The organism is Litoribrevibacter euphylliae (assembly GCF_042646085.1).
In the GTDB taxonomy this organism is placed as follows: domain Bacteria; phylum Pseudomonadota; class Gammaproteobacteria; order Pseudomonadales; family Litoribrevibacteraceae; genus Litoribrevibacter; species Litoribrevibacter euphylliae.
Genome location: NZ_JBHRSZ010000002.1, coordinates 311,673 through 325,683, shown reverse-complemented (window position 1 = coordinate 325,683; position 14,011 = coordinate 311,673). Strand labels below are relative to the sequence as shown.

Genomic DNA, 14,011 nt, shown 5'->3' with positions numbered 1-14,011 from the left:
AGATTAGCTTCAGATGCAAGATACCAAACCTTTACTTATCGCAACGGATTTTCCTGAAATCCAGCGAACAAGCCTTTCCACTTTGCAGGTCAACTTAGGGTATTTGTGTAATTTAAGTTGCACCCATTGCCATGTGAATGCCGGCCCGAAACGTACCGAATTGATGACTGAAGAGGTCATTCAGCTGATCATTGATTGCATTGATCATCTGGGCATTAAAACGTTAGATTTGACCGGTGGGGCACCGGAAATGAACCCTCACTTTCGTTGGCTGGTGGAAGAAGCCAGAAAGCGGGATGTGGAGGTGATTGATCGCTGTAATCTGACCATTTTATTAGAGCCAGGTTACGAGTGGTTAGCCGAGTTTCTGGCAGCCAATCAGGTGGAAGTGGTGGCTTCGCTGCCGTGTTACCTGGAAGACAATGTGGACGGTCAGCGAGGCAAAGGCGTTTATCAGAAGAGTGTCGAGGCGCTCAAATTGCTGAATCAACATGGCTATGGAAAGGGCGCTGATCATCTGCCTTTAAGTCTGGTTTACAACCCAACCGGTCCGTTTTTACCACCACCTCAGCAAGCGTTAGAGCAAGATTATAAACGTGAACTTCTCAATCGCTTTGATATCAGTTTCGATAATCTCTACACCATTACTAATATGCCGATCAGTCGCTTCGGTGCTGTTCTTTTGGCAAAAGATCAGTTTGTCGATTACATGACGCTTTTAAGAAATAACTTTTCACAGGCAAATCTCGATAATGTGATGTGTAAGTCTTTAGTCAGTATCGATTGGCAAGGCTATTTATACGATTGCGATTTTAATCAGATGTTGGACATGCCGTTGGAAGCGACGTCTCTGGAACGGCCGCATTTGAGGGATTTGTTATCCCAATCGCTCGATGGGTTGCCGATTAAAGTGGCGGATCATTGCTATGGTTGTACGGCTGGGCAGGGCAGCAGTTGTGGCGGAGCGCTCGATGAGGACTAGCACTGATTCCAACATCAGTGTGATCATTCCTGTGTATCAGGATACTAAAGCGCTTTCTCATTTATTGAATGACCTTCAACCGTTGCATTCGATGATTCTTGAAATCATTGTTGTGGATGGCTGTCGTGAACATGACGGTTTTGTAGATGATAGCTACGATCCGGCTTTAGATGAGCTTCTAGCTAATCAGCCTAAGGTACGGTTGCTGAGGTGTTCGCCGCAAAGAGCAGGGCAAATGAATCATGGTGCCGAACAGGCGAGTGGTGAGTTGTTGTGGTTTTTGCATGCGGATACTCGTTTGGAAGCTTCTCTGATCACTGATTTTGAGGGCTTTTTCCAGCAGACCAAATGTCAATGGGGGCGTTTCAATGTGCGTCTAGATCATCCTCATAAACTTCTCGCTCTCGTGGCTTTTATGATGAATTGGCGTAGTCGTATCACATCTATTTGCACCGGAGATCAGGGGATATTTGTAAATACGGATCTCTTTAGAAAGATAGGTGGCTTTCCCTCTCAACCTTTAATGGAAGATATTGAACTGAGTAAGGCGTTAAAAGCTGTTTCTCAGGCGTATATCCCACAGCATAGAATCCAGACGTCGAGTCGGAAGTGGTTGAATTATGGAATTTTTAAAACCATTCGTTTGATGTGGTATCTCAGGTTTATTTATTGGTTGGGGGTATCGCCCCAACGTATCCATCAGTTGTATTACGGAAAGGCTAACAGCTCAAAATGACCAAACCTTGTAAACGAAATGCGGTAGTGATTTTTTCCAAAGCGCCCATTGCAGGTGAAGTAAAAACGCGTTTGGCCAAAAATCTTGGCGAGAAGAATGCGTTGTTGGTTTATAAGGCCATGCTTAGAGTTATTTGCAAAATACTGTCATCTCAAGGGCAGTGGGATTGTTATTTGAGTGCTTCCAAAGAGCTTGATCATCCGTTCTTTCGAGAGTTGATGGATGAGTTTGATTTAAAAACGCATCTTCAAATTGAGGGGGATCTGGGAGCGAAGATGAAGACGGCCATGGATGATTTATTGGGGGCGTATGACCAAGTTGCCATTGTTGGTGGAGATGCCATTTCTATTACCTCAGAAAGCCTCGAGACGTGCTTTGATGGGCTGAGTAATAACGATGTGGCGTTGGTGCCGGCTGAAGACGGTGGTTACATTTCTATCGTGGCGAAGAAAACTGATCCCTCAATGTTTTCTGATATTGAGTGGGGAACGGAGAAGGTGTTAGAACAGCAGTTAGCACGTTTTTCACAAATGGGTTGGGATACGTGGTTGAACTCGCGCCTTTGGGATCTGGATGAATTGGATGATTTCAAACGCGTAAAAACTATGCCTGAACTTTATCAATCAATGCTGGATGCTGGGTTAAGCAAAAACATCTAAGGGAGTCTTTGAATAGGCATTGATCTGAACAGGCTGATCTGAACGGGTATTGCTCTATAACGGGGAGAGTCACTACTCGAAGCGTTGTTTACGTTCTTCCCTTTGCAACTCGTTCACAAAACGTTCCATGGTGCGGTGGCCTAAGCCAAAGAGTTCCGTCAGCTCAATACCAAGATAATAACAATCGTCTTCTTCATTGTGGCTGACGAACCTTAGTTCGGCTTGTCCCTCTACCTGCACATTCCGGGAGATTCGCATCATAAACACAGGAATGATGTCGCCTTTCTCAAAAGGGGGTTCAGGCATTTGCTTTAGCTTAACTCGGCAGCCTGTGGCAGATACATCCAAAACTTGAGCGTGACTGGTGGACTGATGCTCTTCGCCTCTCAATTCGGCAAAGATTTCGCTGTCTTCCGGGATGTCCATACGGAACGCATGGCGTCTTTGCAAATAAAGAATTTCTTCCGGAAAGGTCAGTTTGTAGAAAGTGCCGTCCTCTGACGTTCCTGCGCCGACAATACCTGAGCCTTTAATGATGATCTCAACACCATTGAGTTTGGTGACTATATCAAAGCTTTCTTTGGCTGCCGCTAATTTATGACCACTGGGTGGACGCAGTTCATCAATAAAAAAACAGCGGTTCTTTATGTCCGCTTTTATCACTTGCGTCAGGTAATCCTGATCGTGGGCATGAAAAGAGAGGGTCGTTGGGTAGCGATTATCCTGGATGGTGCGAAGCACCGAATAAAGCTCTTCAGGTGTTTTAAGAATTCTGTAGGTCATTCAGTACTACCCAATTACTGCGTAAGCTAATTTAATCATCTGATAAGAATAGATAAATTAATAAGCTCTTGGTGAAAGGTCAAATGCCTTGATCACATTATTTTTAATCTCAGTCGAAGTAAATATCGACCAAAGGCAATGTGATCAATGTATTTGACAAGCTAGGCTGCTTGCCTAAGCTTCACCGATTAAGTTCCCTGTAATAACAGCAGCTGTGCTGCCTAATGGGTTGTATAAATTCGGCTTCTCAGATTTTCCTTGGATAATCTTAAGAATTTGTTGCATTGAATGACGAATTCTAGAGGCTATTTTACTATTGATCTCGTTAGCATCCTGGCAAGACTTAAGTTCAATTTTTAGTTCAGGCCAAGCTTGATCAAGGCGGTTTCGCGGAGCCCCCTCGAATAGCTGATAGATTCCAGATTCGTCATTGGATAGACCAAACTGAGACAGTACTTCTGTTCTTTTATTGGCTCTCATAGTAAGCACATCAGACAGCTCTGACTTCTTTTCACTGATTTGCTTGATGGCGTCAATGTCACGACTCTCTAATGCCGTCTTTTCATCTGTGAGTAAGGTTCTCATTTCAGATAAAGTAATCAGGTCATCATCAATTCCGTGAAGTATGATTTCACGAGCTTTTTCAATATTCTCCGACATTGAACTATCCTTCATAGCTGGATTGAGCCTATGATCTCAATAGTTAAGAAGAACCATCGTCAATAAAACGCCAGTTCTGTCTTAGCCAAGAAGATCATCAAACTCAATGATGTTATTCGCTAAAGCTTCATCATCAATGGCAAAGTTGCCTTCAGAGATAGCTGCTTTAATGCGCTCTACTTTTTCTACATCAAAATCTGGTTCAGCTTTAATCGACGCTTCCAGATCTTTCAGTGCTTTACTTTCTGAACTGATGAAAACAGTTTCACCACTTGCAGCATTACTTTGTTCGGTAGAAACCTTGCTTTTACCTGAGGCAGCGCCATCGGTTTGCTTTGCCTTATGAGTACTGCTATTAATATTAAGGTTGTTGATTTCCATAGTGTTCTCCAGCCTTTCCGCGAAATATAATGACTTACACTCGGTTATATCGGCAGTTTATTCATTAGCTTTAGTGTTTACATTGTTTTTTTCTGTAGCCGTCTTCTAAGTGCTTGTTCAGAAGTTGCCTGGTGCAAGTACCTATCAGTATAACATGACCACAACCGTGTCTTTATCTTTCACTTTGGCTATGATTTCCCGGTCTGACTTGATGTTTCTCACCCGAATATTTTCCCCCAGACGACCATGGCTCAGGGCTTCGCCTGCCGTACTCACAGTCATCCCTTTTCCAACGGCCTGAATGACGACACCATCGCCACGTTCAATCAGCTTTGGTAACTCAAACTGGCTGGATGTCAGGATTTTTCCTTGTCGAATAGGACGCTTTGCAGCTAAACCAATAAGCGATGAGGCATCTACCACGCTGTTGCCATTGATCTTGGAGCGATCGATGCGTGTCGTCTGGAGATGATCGTCGGTAATGATTTCACCTCTGGAAATAGGTGTGGCTGCCACTAAAACTTCACCATAAATTTTGACGCTTGCTCCACTGTAGAAGCCCCAATTCGGATTGGCACAACTCACTTTGACAGTGTTTCGGCCATAAAAGTTGTTTTTTGAACCTTCTCTGGACAGTGTCAATGGCTCACGGCAGCTGGGTAAGCGTAAACTTGAGCTGATTGAATAACTGGATATTTCAATATTAGTTATATCCGCGCCAGTGAGCAGCAATTGTTCCTGAATGAAGTTTTCAATCAGTTTTGGCACATCTTTAATGCTCTGAGATAGCAATTTAGTGGCGGTAGGGCTCTCTGTAATATTGTCGTTATTTGCCGCAATGACAGGCATAGACAAGCAAAGACAGAGCATACACATTAATGAGCTGCTAATTTGCTTTGCCTTTTTCGAGAATCGGCTAGACTTTATTACAAGTAAGCTTTGTAGCATAAGTCCCTCAAGTGACATAAATTTGCCGTTTTAATTGCGTTTAAGTTAAAGAAGCAAGGCTTATGCCACTGTCAGAACGGTGTCATGCTAATTTTGATGATGTAGTAGACGAGTGGGTTTATTTTTGATTTAGCTTTTTCGATTACGTTTGGTTTCAAGAATCAAAACGTACTGCCGATAGAGAGAAAGGACTTTATTGGTTTAGTATCAATGTTTTAAAGTATGCTTAAATGTTGATATAAGCCGTACGATTCTTATTGGGAGAATTTAATTCATGGCCGGTGTATTAGATGCAGTGAATTCCAGAACGCAGATGGTCGGGCAAAACCGACTGGAATTGCTGCTATTTAAATTGGGGTCTTCCCAGATGTATGGCATCAATGTATTTAAGGTAAAGGAAGTTTTACAGTGCCCTAAGTTAACAATGATGCCTAAGCTGAACCCAGTGGTAAGAGGGGTCGCTCATATACGGGGAGGAACCATTCCGATTCTCGATTTGAGTATGGCAACGGGGTCTGCTCCATTACCTAATATTGAAAATAGTTTTGTAATCATTTCTGAATACAACCGAACCGTGCAAGGCTTCTTAGTCAGTTCGGTTGAGCGCATCGTGAACACCAATTGGGAATCGATTCATCCGCCACCATCCGGTACGGGTAAAGAGAGTTATCTAACTGCGGTTACAGAGATCGAAGGTCAATTAGTTGAAATCATTGATGTTGAGAAAGTCATTGCTGAGGTTGTGCCTTCTGGTGAAACCATCAGTGAAGAGATTCTGGGAGAAATTCCTCAGGAAGAAGAGGACGATCTTGGCCACATCTTAATTGTTGATGATTCGTCGGTAGCTCGTAAGCAGGTTCAAAAGTGTATGGAATCTGTCGGGCTTGAGACTACTTTATTTAAGAACGGTGCAGAGGCGCTGAATCATCTCAAGTCGTTAGTAGAGCAGGGGGTTAATCCTGCCGATAAATACATCATGATGATTTCGGACATCGAAATGCCTGAAATGGATGGCTACACTTTGACGTCAGCCGTGAAGGGAGATCCTCAAATGAGTGAGCTGCATATTATGCTGCATACTTCATTGAGCGGTGTCTTCAATCACGCGATGGTTGAAAAAGTGGGGGCGGATGACTTTATGGCGAAATTCAGTCCAGACAATCTGGCCTCTAAAGCCGTAAATGTTCTTAAAGGCGTTTACGATCCTGTGTACAAAGGGGGGGAGTAATCTCTCTCTTTCTTTCTGTCTTCTCGAGGTAATGGATGTCAATATCTGGCTCAATACGTTTTGAAAAGAACGACTTTGATCAGTTCAGGCAGTTTTTAGAAAATGAGTCCGGCATTGTTTTAGGCGACAACAAGCAGTATTTGGTAGCCAGTCGTTTAAGGAAAATCATGCAAGAGTCTGATCTTCATGATTTAAAAGACCTACTTTCTAAAGTGAAATTTAATGGTCGTTTAAAGGAGCGTGTCATTGATGCGATGACGACCAATGAAACGTTATGGTTTCGTGATAAGCATCCATACCGTATTCTTAAGGAAATTATTTTTCCGGAACTGGTATCTCAGAAGAAAAGCTCGATTCGTATTTGGTCCTCGGCGTGTTCTTCAGGGCAAGAACCCTATTCCATGAGTATGATGGTGGAAGAATATAACCGGAGTAACCCTGGAAAACGGGTTAATCAGGCACAAATTCTTGCAACAGACTTATCTTCTGAAATTCTTGATCAGGCCAAACGCGCAAGCTATGAAAAGCTGGCCTTGGCTCGCGGGTTGGATGCTGATCTTCAAAAGCGTTATTTCTCTGAAAACCCGGACGGTTCCTGGTCTGTGAATAGGGATATTAAATCCCGAGTTGAATTTCGTTCCCAGAATTTACTGGGGTCTTACGCCAGTTTAGGTAAGTTCGATATCATCTTTTGTCGTAATGTATTGATTTACTTTTCGGCGGAACAGAAACAAGACATTCTCACAAGACTCTCTAAGCAGCTTAATCCTAACGGCTATTTGGTGATTGGTGCGACCGAGTCTCTGACTGGGTTGAATGATATTTACGAAATGATCCAATGCCGACCGGGGCTGATCTACCGAGCTAAGAAGTAATAACAGATAATATGTAGTTGCACAGATCTTCTGTGCAGCTAACTTGCCTCGCAACTCGCAACTCGCAACTCGCAACTCGCAACTCGCAACTCGCAACTCGCAACTCGCAACTCGCAACTCGCAACTCGCAACTCGCAACTCGCAACTCGCAACTCGCAACTCGCAACTCGCACTAAGCAGCCACATCTTGCCGCTTTGCCTCTTTTGCCGTGTTAAATTTCTCTGAATTAATTTAAATCATTGAATTTATTGTGTTTTTTATTTTGGCACGCAAATTGTTTGTTAATTGGAAAGTTTAAGATTTGCAGTTTGAGGGCGGCAGCATGGCAATCACATTCGATAACGCATTAGGCATTCATCCATCGGCATTGGGAGTTCGTGTAGATCGTGCAGAGATCATCGCGAACAACTTGGCCAACGCAGATACCCCGGGATATAAGGCCAGAGATATCGATTTTCGCGCCATATTGAATCAGGAGGCAGACAAGATGTCTTCTGTAAAGCTCGATAAAACAGACGACCAGCATATTGATGGTTTGCTGAGCCCAGATGAAGGCTTGAAGTTCAGAAACCCTCATCAACCCGCTATTGATGGTAATACGGTAGAAACGCAGGTTGAACATACTGAGTACATGCAAAATGCGATGCGCTATCAGGCGACCTTCAATTTCTTAAACAGCAAATTCAAAGGCCTTACTGGCGCGATTAAAGGCGAATAAGGAGTAGTTTATGTCTCTCGGAAATGTATTTGATATTGCCGGCACCGGCATGATGGCTCAGTCGCTGCGACTTAACACTACTGCCAGTAACATTGCCAATGCGGAAGCTGTAAGTAGTAGCATCGATGACACTTATCGCGCTCGCCACGTGGTGTTTTCTCAGCTGCATAAAGATGAAATGGGATATAAGCATAACGATGTTTCGGTGAATGAAGACATTGGTAACGGAGTACAGGTGCTCGGTGTTGTTGAAAGTGATGCGCCTTTAGATGCACGTTACAACCCGGACCATCCAATGGCAGATGAACAGGGGTATGTGTACTACCCGAATGTGAATGTCGTGGAAGAAATGGCCAATATGATTTCTGCATCTCGCTCCTATCAAACGAATGTCGACATCATGAATACGGCTAAAACAATGATGCAACAAGTTCTGACGTTGGGTCAGTAAGTTAAACCGCCTGGAACCGTGCAGCACAGATTTTGAAAGACAGTGTATGACGTGTTGTTCATGGGCTCCGAGTAACAAAAAAGGTGAATTAAAATGACTGGTATTAGTTCTACAACCCAAGCAGATGCGCTGTCCTCGTACAGAACTCAAGAAAATACTTCAACGCCTGAAAACGAGCTGGGTCAGGATGCCTTCCTTGAGCTTTTGGTCGCTCAGTTAAATAACCAAAACCCATTAGATCCGCAGGATAACGGTGACTTTATTGCAGAGCTGGCGCAGTTTAGTTCGGTAGAAGGCATTGATAACCTGAATAACAGCGTGGACTCACTGTTAAGCGACTATAAGTCTAGCCAAGCATTGCAAGCGTCGGCCTTGGTAGGGCGTCAAGTAGTTGTACCAAATAACGAAGTGTACTGGTCTGGAGAGGGCAGTATTCCAGCGATGGTTGAAGTTGAAGAGGGGGCCTCTAATGTTATGTTCAACATTACCAGTGATGATGGTGCGTTGGTTGCCCAAATTCCGATGACAGAGGCTTTACCGGGTGAAAACAATGTACTTTGGGACGGTAAAGATGCGGAAGGAAATGCTTTGCCGCCTGGCAAATATAAGTTCACTGCTACAGGCGTTGTGGATGAAAAAGCCGAAAGTTTTGTGGTGTATGGTTCGGCACGTGTGAACAGTGTGACCTTGGGTGATGGCAGTACCATGCTGAATGTGGCGGGTATTGGTCAGATACCGCTTTCTGAAGTAAGAGAGATTGCTGAATAAGTTTAAATGGTATTGAAAGAATACTGTTTGTTCAAAGAGATTGGTTTTTCAAAGAATGGAATGACGCTGTTCACCAGCTGAAGAACAAGTTTTTGATCGATAGAAACAATTTTATGGCTTGTCGGTATCTCCGATAAGTGGAGCTAGAGAGGATAACGCTATGTCTTTTGGAGTTGGCTTAACGGGCTTGAAAGGTGCCCAAACGGACCTGGATGTCACGGGTCATAATATTGCGAATGCGGGTACCGTTGGCTTTAAGCAGTCTCGGGTGGAGTTTGGTGATCTGTATGCGGCAAATGTCAGTAGCAGTGGTGCCTCTGGTCAAGGGGTGAATATTAACCAAATCTCTCAGCAGTTTAATCAGGGTGAAATCACATTCACCGAGAATAACTTAGACTTGGCGATCAACGGAGAAGGCTTTTTCGTTGTTCAGAATACGCTAGGTGAGCAATTCTATACACGTTCAGGTATGTTTGGTTTGGACCGTGAAGGCTACATTGTGACTAACACGGGTGAGCGTGTTCAGGGCTTTGGTGTTCCAGATGAGCTGCAGCTTCAGCCGCAACCTAACCCTGCTAGGCCGTTGGGTGATATCCAGGTAGACGATGCGGATATGGCGCCGAACCGTACGACAGATGTGGAAACTGAGTTTAATTTAGACTCCAGACAAGAGTATGTAACAGGCGGGCTTCCGGCGACGTCTGATGGTACGGGTGTTAGTGTTCCTCAGGTGGGTGCAACAAATGGTTACTCTGCAACTACTACTGCAAGTACGGTTCAAATTGTAAATGCGGCTTTCACTCCGAACCAAGTGATATCCGATGTGAGTTGGACTGCGAATGATTCTGCCAATGCCATCGCAACTGCGATTTCTAATGTAGAGGGTGCAACCGCATCAGCAACTACGACGGTGCAAATTGATGCCGGTATTCTTGCCGCCACTGGTGTGGTGTTGAATGGAAACTTGTTGGCTTCAACAGCAACAGGCGCAAACACGGGCTCTGCAATTGCGGCAGAGATTTCAAGTTTGTCTAACTTTTCTGCCAGTTTTGATGCGGCCACAAACACTTTGACTGTGGTAAATGACCTTGGTTTTGACGTTCAATTGGACAGTACTGCGGGAGCCTTTAACGTCTCTGGTATTGCGAATGGCGTAAACCAGGGAACGGTGGCTGCAGGTGCTGGTACCACGGTCACTACAGGTGGTTATGTTGATATTACCTTGGATGCCGGTTTGTATCTGGTTAATAACGATTCTGCTACTGCGCCTAACGATGTGGTGTTTGGAGCTACGCCAACGGATGATTCTTCTGTTATTCGTCCATTCAGCCCAACAGATTCGGAAAGTTATAATCATACGACGTCTGTGACGATTTATGATTCCTTGGGTAACCCGCATATTATGACCCAGTATTTTGTGAAAGAGCCGCCAACTCTGACGGCCTCTAATGAAAATACTTGGACAATGTATGCGTTAATTGATGGTTATCATATTGGTGATCAGAATCCTGCCTATGACTCCACACAGCCTGAGTCATTAACCAACAGTATGAATTTACCGCTTTCTCAGCAAATTGTGTTTGATACCTCGGGTGAGATTCAATCAACCAACCCTTCTACGCCTTTGCTGGTGGATGATTGGCAACCACGTGATGCTGACGGTAATCCTAATGGTTCAGATGGTCCGGCAAGTGGTGTCGAACCCACTGTTCCTCCGACCAGTTCTAACTTTGTAATCGATATTACTGGGTCTACGCAACATGCTTCCCAGTTTGCGATTAATGGCTTAGCGCAAGATGGTTTCTCAACCGGTACCTTGGTTGGTTTGGATGTAGGTACGGATGGTCAGGTCGTTGGGCGTTATACCAACGGTGAGACCCGTACTTTCGCTTATATCGCCATGGCTAACTTCACGAACGAGCAAGGCTTGGTTCCGATCGGCGATACCATGTGGCGGGGATCAGCTGCCGCAGGGGAGGCAGTGATTAACCTTCCGGGGACGGCTGCTTTAGGTCAAATTCAGTCTGCAGCCCTTGAAAACTCTAATGTGGACCTGTCGGATGAGTTGGTTGGCCTGATCATTGCACAACGTAATTATCAGGCAAATGCCAAGACAATCGAAACTGAAAATACCATTTCACAGACCATCTTGAATATCTAAAGGTAAGTGATGGATGAAGAGGGAATCTTCCCTCTTCTAAGTACCAGTTCAGGGAGGAAGACCAACCTCCAGCCGCAAGTCGCACAGGGAATAGTGCGGCGACCTGTAGCGGGACTGAACGACATCTTTTATCGAGATGGGGTGTGAATGGTAAAGCTATATGGCTGGAGACCATTATGGATAAAGCACTTTATATCTCGATGTCAGGCGCGAAGCAGAATATGTTTGCTCAGCGCTCTCATGCGAACAATCTAGCGAATGCTAATACCACGGGTTTTAGAGAAGACTTTGCGCAAGCACGCAGTCAGCCAGTTTGGGGTGATTATCATCCGACTCGTGCTTATGCGATGACGGAGCGACCTGCGAGTAACTTCAAGCCAGGCGCCATGATGGAAACCGGGCGTGATCTGGATATTGCGATTCCTGATCGTGGATTCTTTGTTGTTCAAGATCCTGAAGGCAATGAGGCGCTAACTCGTGCCGGTAATTTCGTGCAGGATGTGAATGGGCAGCTTTTAACCCCGCAAGGTTTATCTGTAATGGGTGAAGATGGTCCTATCTTTATTCCACCAGCAAGTCAAATTAATGTAGCCAACGATGGCACTATTTCTCTGATTCCTGCTGAAGGGCAAGCTGCAGATGTTGTAGAGCTTGGTCGCTTGAAGTTGGTGAATCCGGAAATCGAAACGTTGGATAAAGGCACGGATGGTTTGTTCCGTGTTAAAGATCAGCCTGGGGTGGTATTTGAACAAGACCCAACCGTGCAAGTAACGTCTGGCTTCCTAGAGTCCAGTAACGTTAACACCATTAATGCAATGACAGAAATGATGTCACATCAGCGTCAGTATGAGCTTCAAGTCAAAATGATGAAGACCACTGAAGAGAACGCTGAGAAGGTGGCAAGCTTATTGCAAATTCAATAGTAACACTTAGTTTTTGACTTATTAGTGGCGCTTTAGAGGCAAGGCACTGCCAACAACAGGCAAGGAAACGTCTCTTACATAAACCACTAATGAAGTGCTGGAGGTTAGAACTATGCACGGCGCATTATGGGTAAGTAAAACCGGTTTGAGTGCTCAAGATACTCAGCTAACAACCATTTCGAATAACTTGGCTAACGTTGCAACCGTTGGCTTTAAGCGCGATCGCGCAGTATTCCACGATTTGATGTATCAGGTACAAAAGCAACCTGGCGCACAATCGGCTCAAGATTCTCAGTTGCCTTCAGGTTTACAGCTGGGTACGGGTGTCAGAGTGGTTGGAACACAGAAAGAACATACACAAGGTAATCTACAGATTACTGATCAGCCTTTGGATATGGCCATTAATGGTCGAGGCTTCTTCCAGATCACGCTGCCGGACGGCAACATTGGCTATACCCGTAATGGCCAGTTCCACAAAGATGCCGATGGCAATGTGGTGAATCCATTGGGCTTCCAACTTGAACCAAACATCGTTGTTCCACAAGATACGACGTCGATTTCAATTGGTCGTGATGGCACCGTAAGTATTACTCAAGGCGGTGAAACCGAAGCTACGGAAGTGGGCAATATTACCCTGGTTAGTTTTGTGAATCCGGCGGGTCTGCAAGCCATTGGTGATAACTTGTTTGTTCAAACCAACTCCAGCGGTGACCCAATTGAGGGTGAACCAGGACTTGATGGTCTGGGCAGCATCTTGCAAGGCTCACTTGAAAACTCAAACGTAGACACAGTGGAAGAGTTAGTGAATATGATCACGACTCAGCGTGCCTACGAAATGAACTCCAAAGTAATTTCAACCGCGGATGAAATGCTTGGATTTATTAGCCAGACACTTTAGTTGAATTCCAATAATTAAGCGGCTTGTAACACCAACGTCGCTTAAGAATCAATTGAGGGTAAGCTCGAAGCAAGACTATTCGGGAGACGGATAATGAAAACCAAGATTTTAACAACGCTATCTTTGATCAGTGTTTTAGTGTTGTCTGGGTGTACCAAAGAAGTCATCAAACCAGACGACCCTTTATATGCGCCCATTCAACCAACGGCATTAGTACCGCCAGAGCGTCAGGACGGCTCTTTGTATCAATCACGATACAATTTGGGGTTGTTCAATGACCGTCGTGCTCACCGTATAGGTGACATCATCACCGTTGTACTTCAGGAACAGACGAACGCTAAAAAATCGGCATCTACCGATCTTACCAAGGAACAGGACATCGACTTTGATCCGAGTGTGCTTCTTGGCAAGGATATGAGCAACGAAATTTCTAGCACCATTCCGTTACTGAAGAATATTGGCCTTTTGACTAGCTTATCTCAGAGTCGAGAGTTTGCCGGAGAGGGCGACAGTGATCAAAGCAATAGCTTGACCGGGCAAATTACTGTAACCGTATCGAATGTGATGCCAAACGGTGTGTTGGAAGTTCGTGGTGAGAAGTGGATGACCTTCAACCAAGGAGATGAATACATTCGTATCAAAGGCTTGGTTCGTCCGGATGACATTTCGGATGACAACACCATTATGTCGAATCGTATTGCCGACGCTCGTATCACCTACAGTGGTACCGGTGACTTGGCCGATGCTAACCGCCAAGGCTGGTTGGCGCGATTCTTTAGTAGCGAATATTGGCCGTTTTAAGGGAGCTTGATTATGTACGTGGCTGGAGTAATTAAGTC

16 protein-coding genes are annotated in these 14,011 nt (G+C 44.8%); 12 read left to right on the top strand and 4 right to left on the bottom strand.

Annotated features, from left to right (window positions below):
• The first annotated feature begins 13 nt into the window (after positions 1 to 13).
• Genes arsS through ACFOEK_RS03195 form a run of 3 tightly spaced genes read left to right on the top strand, consistent with a single transcriptional unit; the run spans position 14 to position 2,377 of the window.
• On the top strand, positions 14 to 982 hold the full coding sequence (gene arsS / locus ACFOEK_RS03205; protein ID WP_386716067.1) for an arsenosugar biosynthesis radical SAM (seleno)protein ArsS: 969 nt from the start codon (positions 14 to 16) through the stop codon (positions 980 to 982).
• On the top strand, positions 972 to 1,718 hold the full coding sequence (locus tag ACFOEK_RS03200) for a TIGR04283 family arsenosugar biosynthesis glycosyltransferase (RefSeq protein WP_386716064.1): 747 nt from the start codon (positions 972 to 974) through the stop codon (positions 1,716 to 1,718). Before arsS ends, ACFOEK_RS03200 begins: the two co-directional genes overlap by 11 nt.
• Entirely contained in the window at positions 1,715 to 2,377 is a 663-nt protein-coding gene (locus ACFOEK_RS03195; protein WP_386716061.1) for a TIGR04282 family arsenosugar biosynthesis glycosyltransferase, read from the top strand. Before ACFOEK_RS03200 ends, ACFOEK_RS03195 begins: the two co-directional genes overlap by 4 nt.
• Positions 2,378 to 2,449: 72 nt before the next feature.
• Here ACFOEK_RS03195 and ACFOEK_RS03190 read toward each other — a convergent pair whose 3' ends face one another.
• The 4 genes from ACFOEK_RS03190 to flgA form a co-directional block, all read right to left on the bottom strand.
• Positions 2,450 to 3,160 carry a flagellar brake protein gene (locus ACFOEK_RS03190; RefSeq protein ID WP_386716058.1) on the bottom strand — a complete coding sequence of 237 codons (711 nt, stop codon included), beginning with the start codon at positions 3,158 to 3,160 and terminating at the stop codon, positions 2,450 to 2,452.
• 174 nt (positions 3,161 to 3,334) lie between these two features.
• Entirely contained in the window at positions 3,335 to 3,820 is a 486-nt protein-coding gene (locus ACFOEK_RS03185; RefSeq protein ID WP_386716055.1) for a flagella synthesis protein FlgN, read from the bottom strand.
• Positions 3,821 to 3,901: 81 nt separating this feature from the next.
• Entirely contained in the window at positions 3,902 to 4,201 is a 300-nt protein-coding gene (gene flgM / locus ACFOEK_RS03180; protein WP_386716052.1) for a flagellar biosynthesis anti-sigma factor FlgM, read from the bottom strand.
• 144 nt (positions 4,202 to 4,345) lie between these two features.
• Positions 4,346 to 5,050: a flagellar basal body P-ring formation chaperone FlgA gene (flgA, locus tag ACFOEK_RS03175; protein ID WP_386716049.1), complete on the bottom strand. Its 705-nt coding sequence runs from the start codon at positions 5,048 to 5,050 to the stop codon at positions 4,346 to 4,348.
• A gap of 373 nt (positions 5,051 to 5,423) precedes the next feature.
• Between flgA and ACFOEK_RS03170 the strand changes: the two genes are divergently transcribed.
• The 9 genes from ACFOEK_RS03170 (at position 5,424) to flgH (ending at position 13,973) form a co-directional block, all read left to right on the top strand.
• Positions 5,424 to 6,377: a chemotaxis protein CheV gene (locus tag ACFOEK_RS03170; protein ID WP_386716046.1), complete on the top strand. Its 954-nt coding sequence runs from the start codon at positions 5,424 to 5,426 to the stop codon at positions 6,375 to 6,377.
• A gap of 35 nt (positions 6,378 to 6,412) precedes the next feature.
• Positions 6,413 to 7,252: a CheR family methyltransferase gene (locus ACFOEK_RS03165; RefSeq protein WP_386716043.1), complete on the top strand. Its 840-nt coding sequence runs from the start codon at positions 6,413 to 6,415 to the stop codon at positions 7,250 to 7,252.
• A 323-nt stretch (positions 7,253 to 7,575) separates the two neighbouring features.
• Positions 7,576 to 7,971 (top strand): flagellar basal body rod protein FlgB, encoded by a 396-nt coding sequence (gene flgB / locus ACFOEK_RS03160; RefSeq protein ID WP_386716039.1) that lies wholly within the window; start codon positions 7,576 to 7,578, stop codon positions 7,969 to 7,971.
• A gap of 10 nt (positions 7,972 to 7,981) precedes the next feature.
• Positions 7,982 to 8,422 (top strand): flagellar basal body rod protein FlgC, encoded by a 441-nt coding sequence (gene flgC / locus ACFOEK_RS03155; RefSeq protein ID WP_386716036.1) that lies wholly within the window; start codon positions 7,982 to 7,984, stop codon positions 8,420 to 8,422.
• Positions 8,423 to 8,515: 93 nt separating this feature from the next.
• Entirely contained in the window at positions 8,516 to 9,190 is a 675-nt protein-coding gene (locus ACFOEK_RS03150; RefSeq protein WP_386716033.1) for a flagellar hook assembly protein FlgD, read from the top strand.
• Positions 9,191 to 9,350: 160 nt separating this feature from the next.
• Positions 9,351 to 11,351 carry a flagellar hook protein FlgE gene (locus ACFOEK_RS03145; RefSeq protein ID WP_386716030.1) on the top strand — a complete coding sequence of 667 codons (2,001 nt, stop codon included), beginning with the start codon at positions 9,351 to 9,353 and terminating at the stop codon, positions 11,349 to 11,351.
• Between the two features lie 176 nt (positions 11,352 to 11,527).
• A complete protein-coding gene (gene flgF / locus ACFOEK_RS03140; protein ID WP_386716027.1) occupies positions 11,528 to 12,274 on the top strand; it encodes a flagellar basal-body rod protein FlgF in 747 nt (248 codons plus the stop codon).
• Between the two features lie 112 nt (positions 12,275 to 12,386).
• On the top strand, positions 12,387 to 13,172 hold the full coding sequence (gene flgG, locus ACFOEK_RS03135; protein ID WP_386716024.1) for a flagellar basal-body rod protein FlgG: 786 nt from the start codon (positions 12,387 to 12,389) through the stop codon (positions 13,170 to 13,172).
• Between the two features lie 93 nt (positions 13,173 to 13,265).
• Positions 13,266 to 13,973, top strand: a complete 708-nt coding sequence (gene flgH / locus ACFOEK_RS03130) for a flagellar basal body L-ring protein FlgH (protein WP_386716021.1) — start codon at positions 13,266 to 13,268, stop codon at positions 13,971 to 13,973.
• Positions 13,974 to 14,011 lie beyond the last annotated feature (38 nt).

Coding starts and splice junctions, on each gene's coding strand:
- ACFOEK_RS03145 (WP_386716030.1), top strand. CDS start 9,351: ATGTCTTTTGGAGTTGGCTTAACGGGCTTGAAAGGTGCCCAAACGGAC.
- ACFOEK_RS03195 (WP_386716061.1), top strand. CDS start 1,715: ATGACCAAACCTTGTAAACGAAATGCGGTAGTGATTTTTTCCAAAGCG.
- flgB (WP_386716039.1), top strand. CDS start 7,576: ATGGCAATCACATTCGATAACGCATTAGGCATTCATCCATCGGCATTG.
- flgG (WP_386716024.1), top strand. CDS start 12,387: ATGCACGGCGCATTATGGGTAAGTAAAACCGGTTTGAGTGCTCAAGAT.
- ACFOEK_RS03165 (WP_386716043.1), top strand. CDS start 6,413: ATGTCAATATCTGGCTCAATACGTTTTGAAAAGAACGACTTTGATCAG.
- ACFOEK_RS03190 (WP_386716058.1), bottom strand. CDS start 3,160: ATGACCTACAGAATTCTTAAAACACCTGAAGAGCTTTATTCGGTGCTT.
- ACFOEK_RS03185 (WP_386716055.1), bottom strand. CDS start 3,820: ATGTCGGAGAATATTGAAAAAGCTCGTGAAATCATACTTCACGGAATT.
- ACFOEK_RS03170 (WP_386716046.1), top strand. CDS start 5,424: ATGGCCGGTGTATTAGATGCAGTGAATTCCAGAACGCAGATGGTCGGG.
- ACFOEK_RS03200 (WP_386716064.1), top strand. CDS start 972: ATGAGGACTAGCACTGATTCCAACATCAGTGTGATCATTCCTGTGTAT.
- flgA (WP_386716049.1), bottom strand. CDS start 5,050: ATGCCTGTCATTGCGGCAAATAACGACAATATTACAGAGAGCCCTACC.
- flgH (WP_386716021.1), top strand. CDS start 13,266: ATGAAAACCAAGATTTTAACAACGCTATCTTTGATCAGTGTTTTAGTG.
- flgM (WP_386716052.1), bottom strand. CDS start 4,201: ATGGAAATCAACAACCTTAATATTAATAGCAGTACTCATAAGGCAAAG.
- flgC (WP_386716036.1), top strand. CDS start 7,982: ATGTCTCTCGGAAATGTATTTGATATTGCCGGCACCGGCATGATGGCT.
- flgF (WP_386716027.1), top strand. CDS start 11,528: ATGGATAAAGCACTTTATATCTCGATGTCAGGCGCGAAGCAGAATATG.
- ACFOEK_RS03150 (WP_386716033.1), top strand. CDS start 8,516: ATGACTGGTATTAGTTCTACAACCCAAGCAGATGCGCTGTCCTCGTAC.
- arsS (WP_386716067.1), top strand. CDS start 14: ATGCAAGATACCAAACCTTTACTTATCGCAACGGATTTTCCTGAAATC.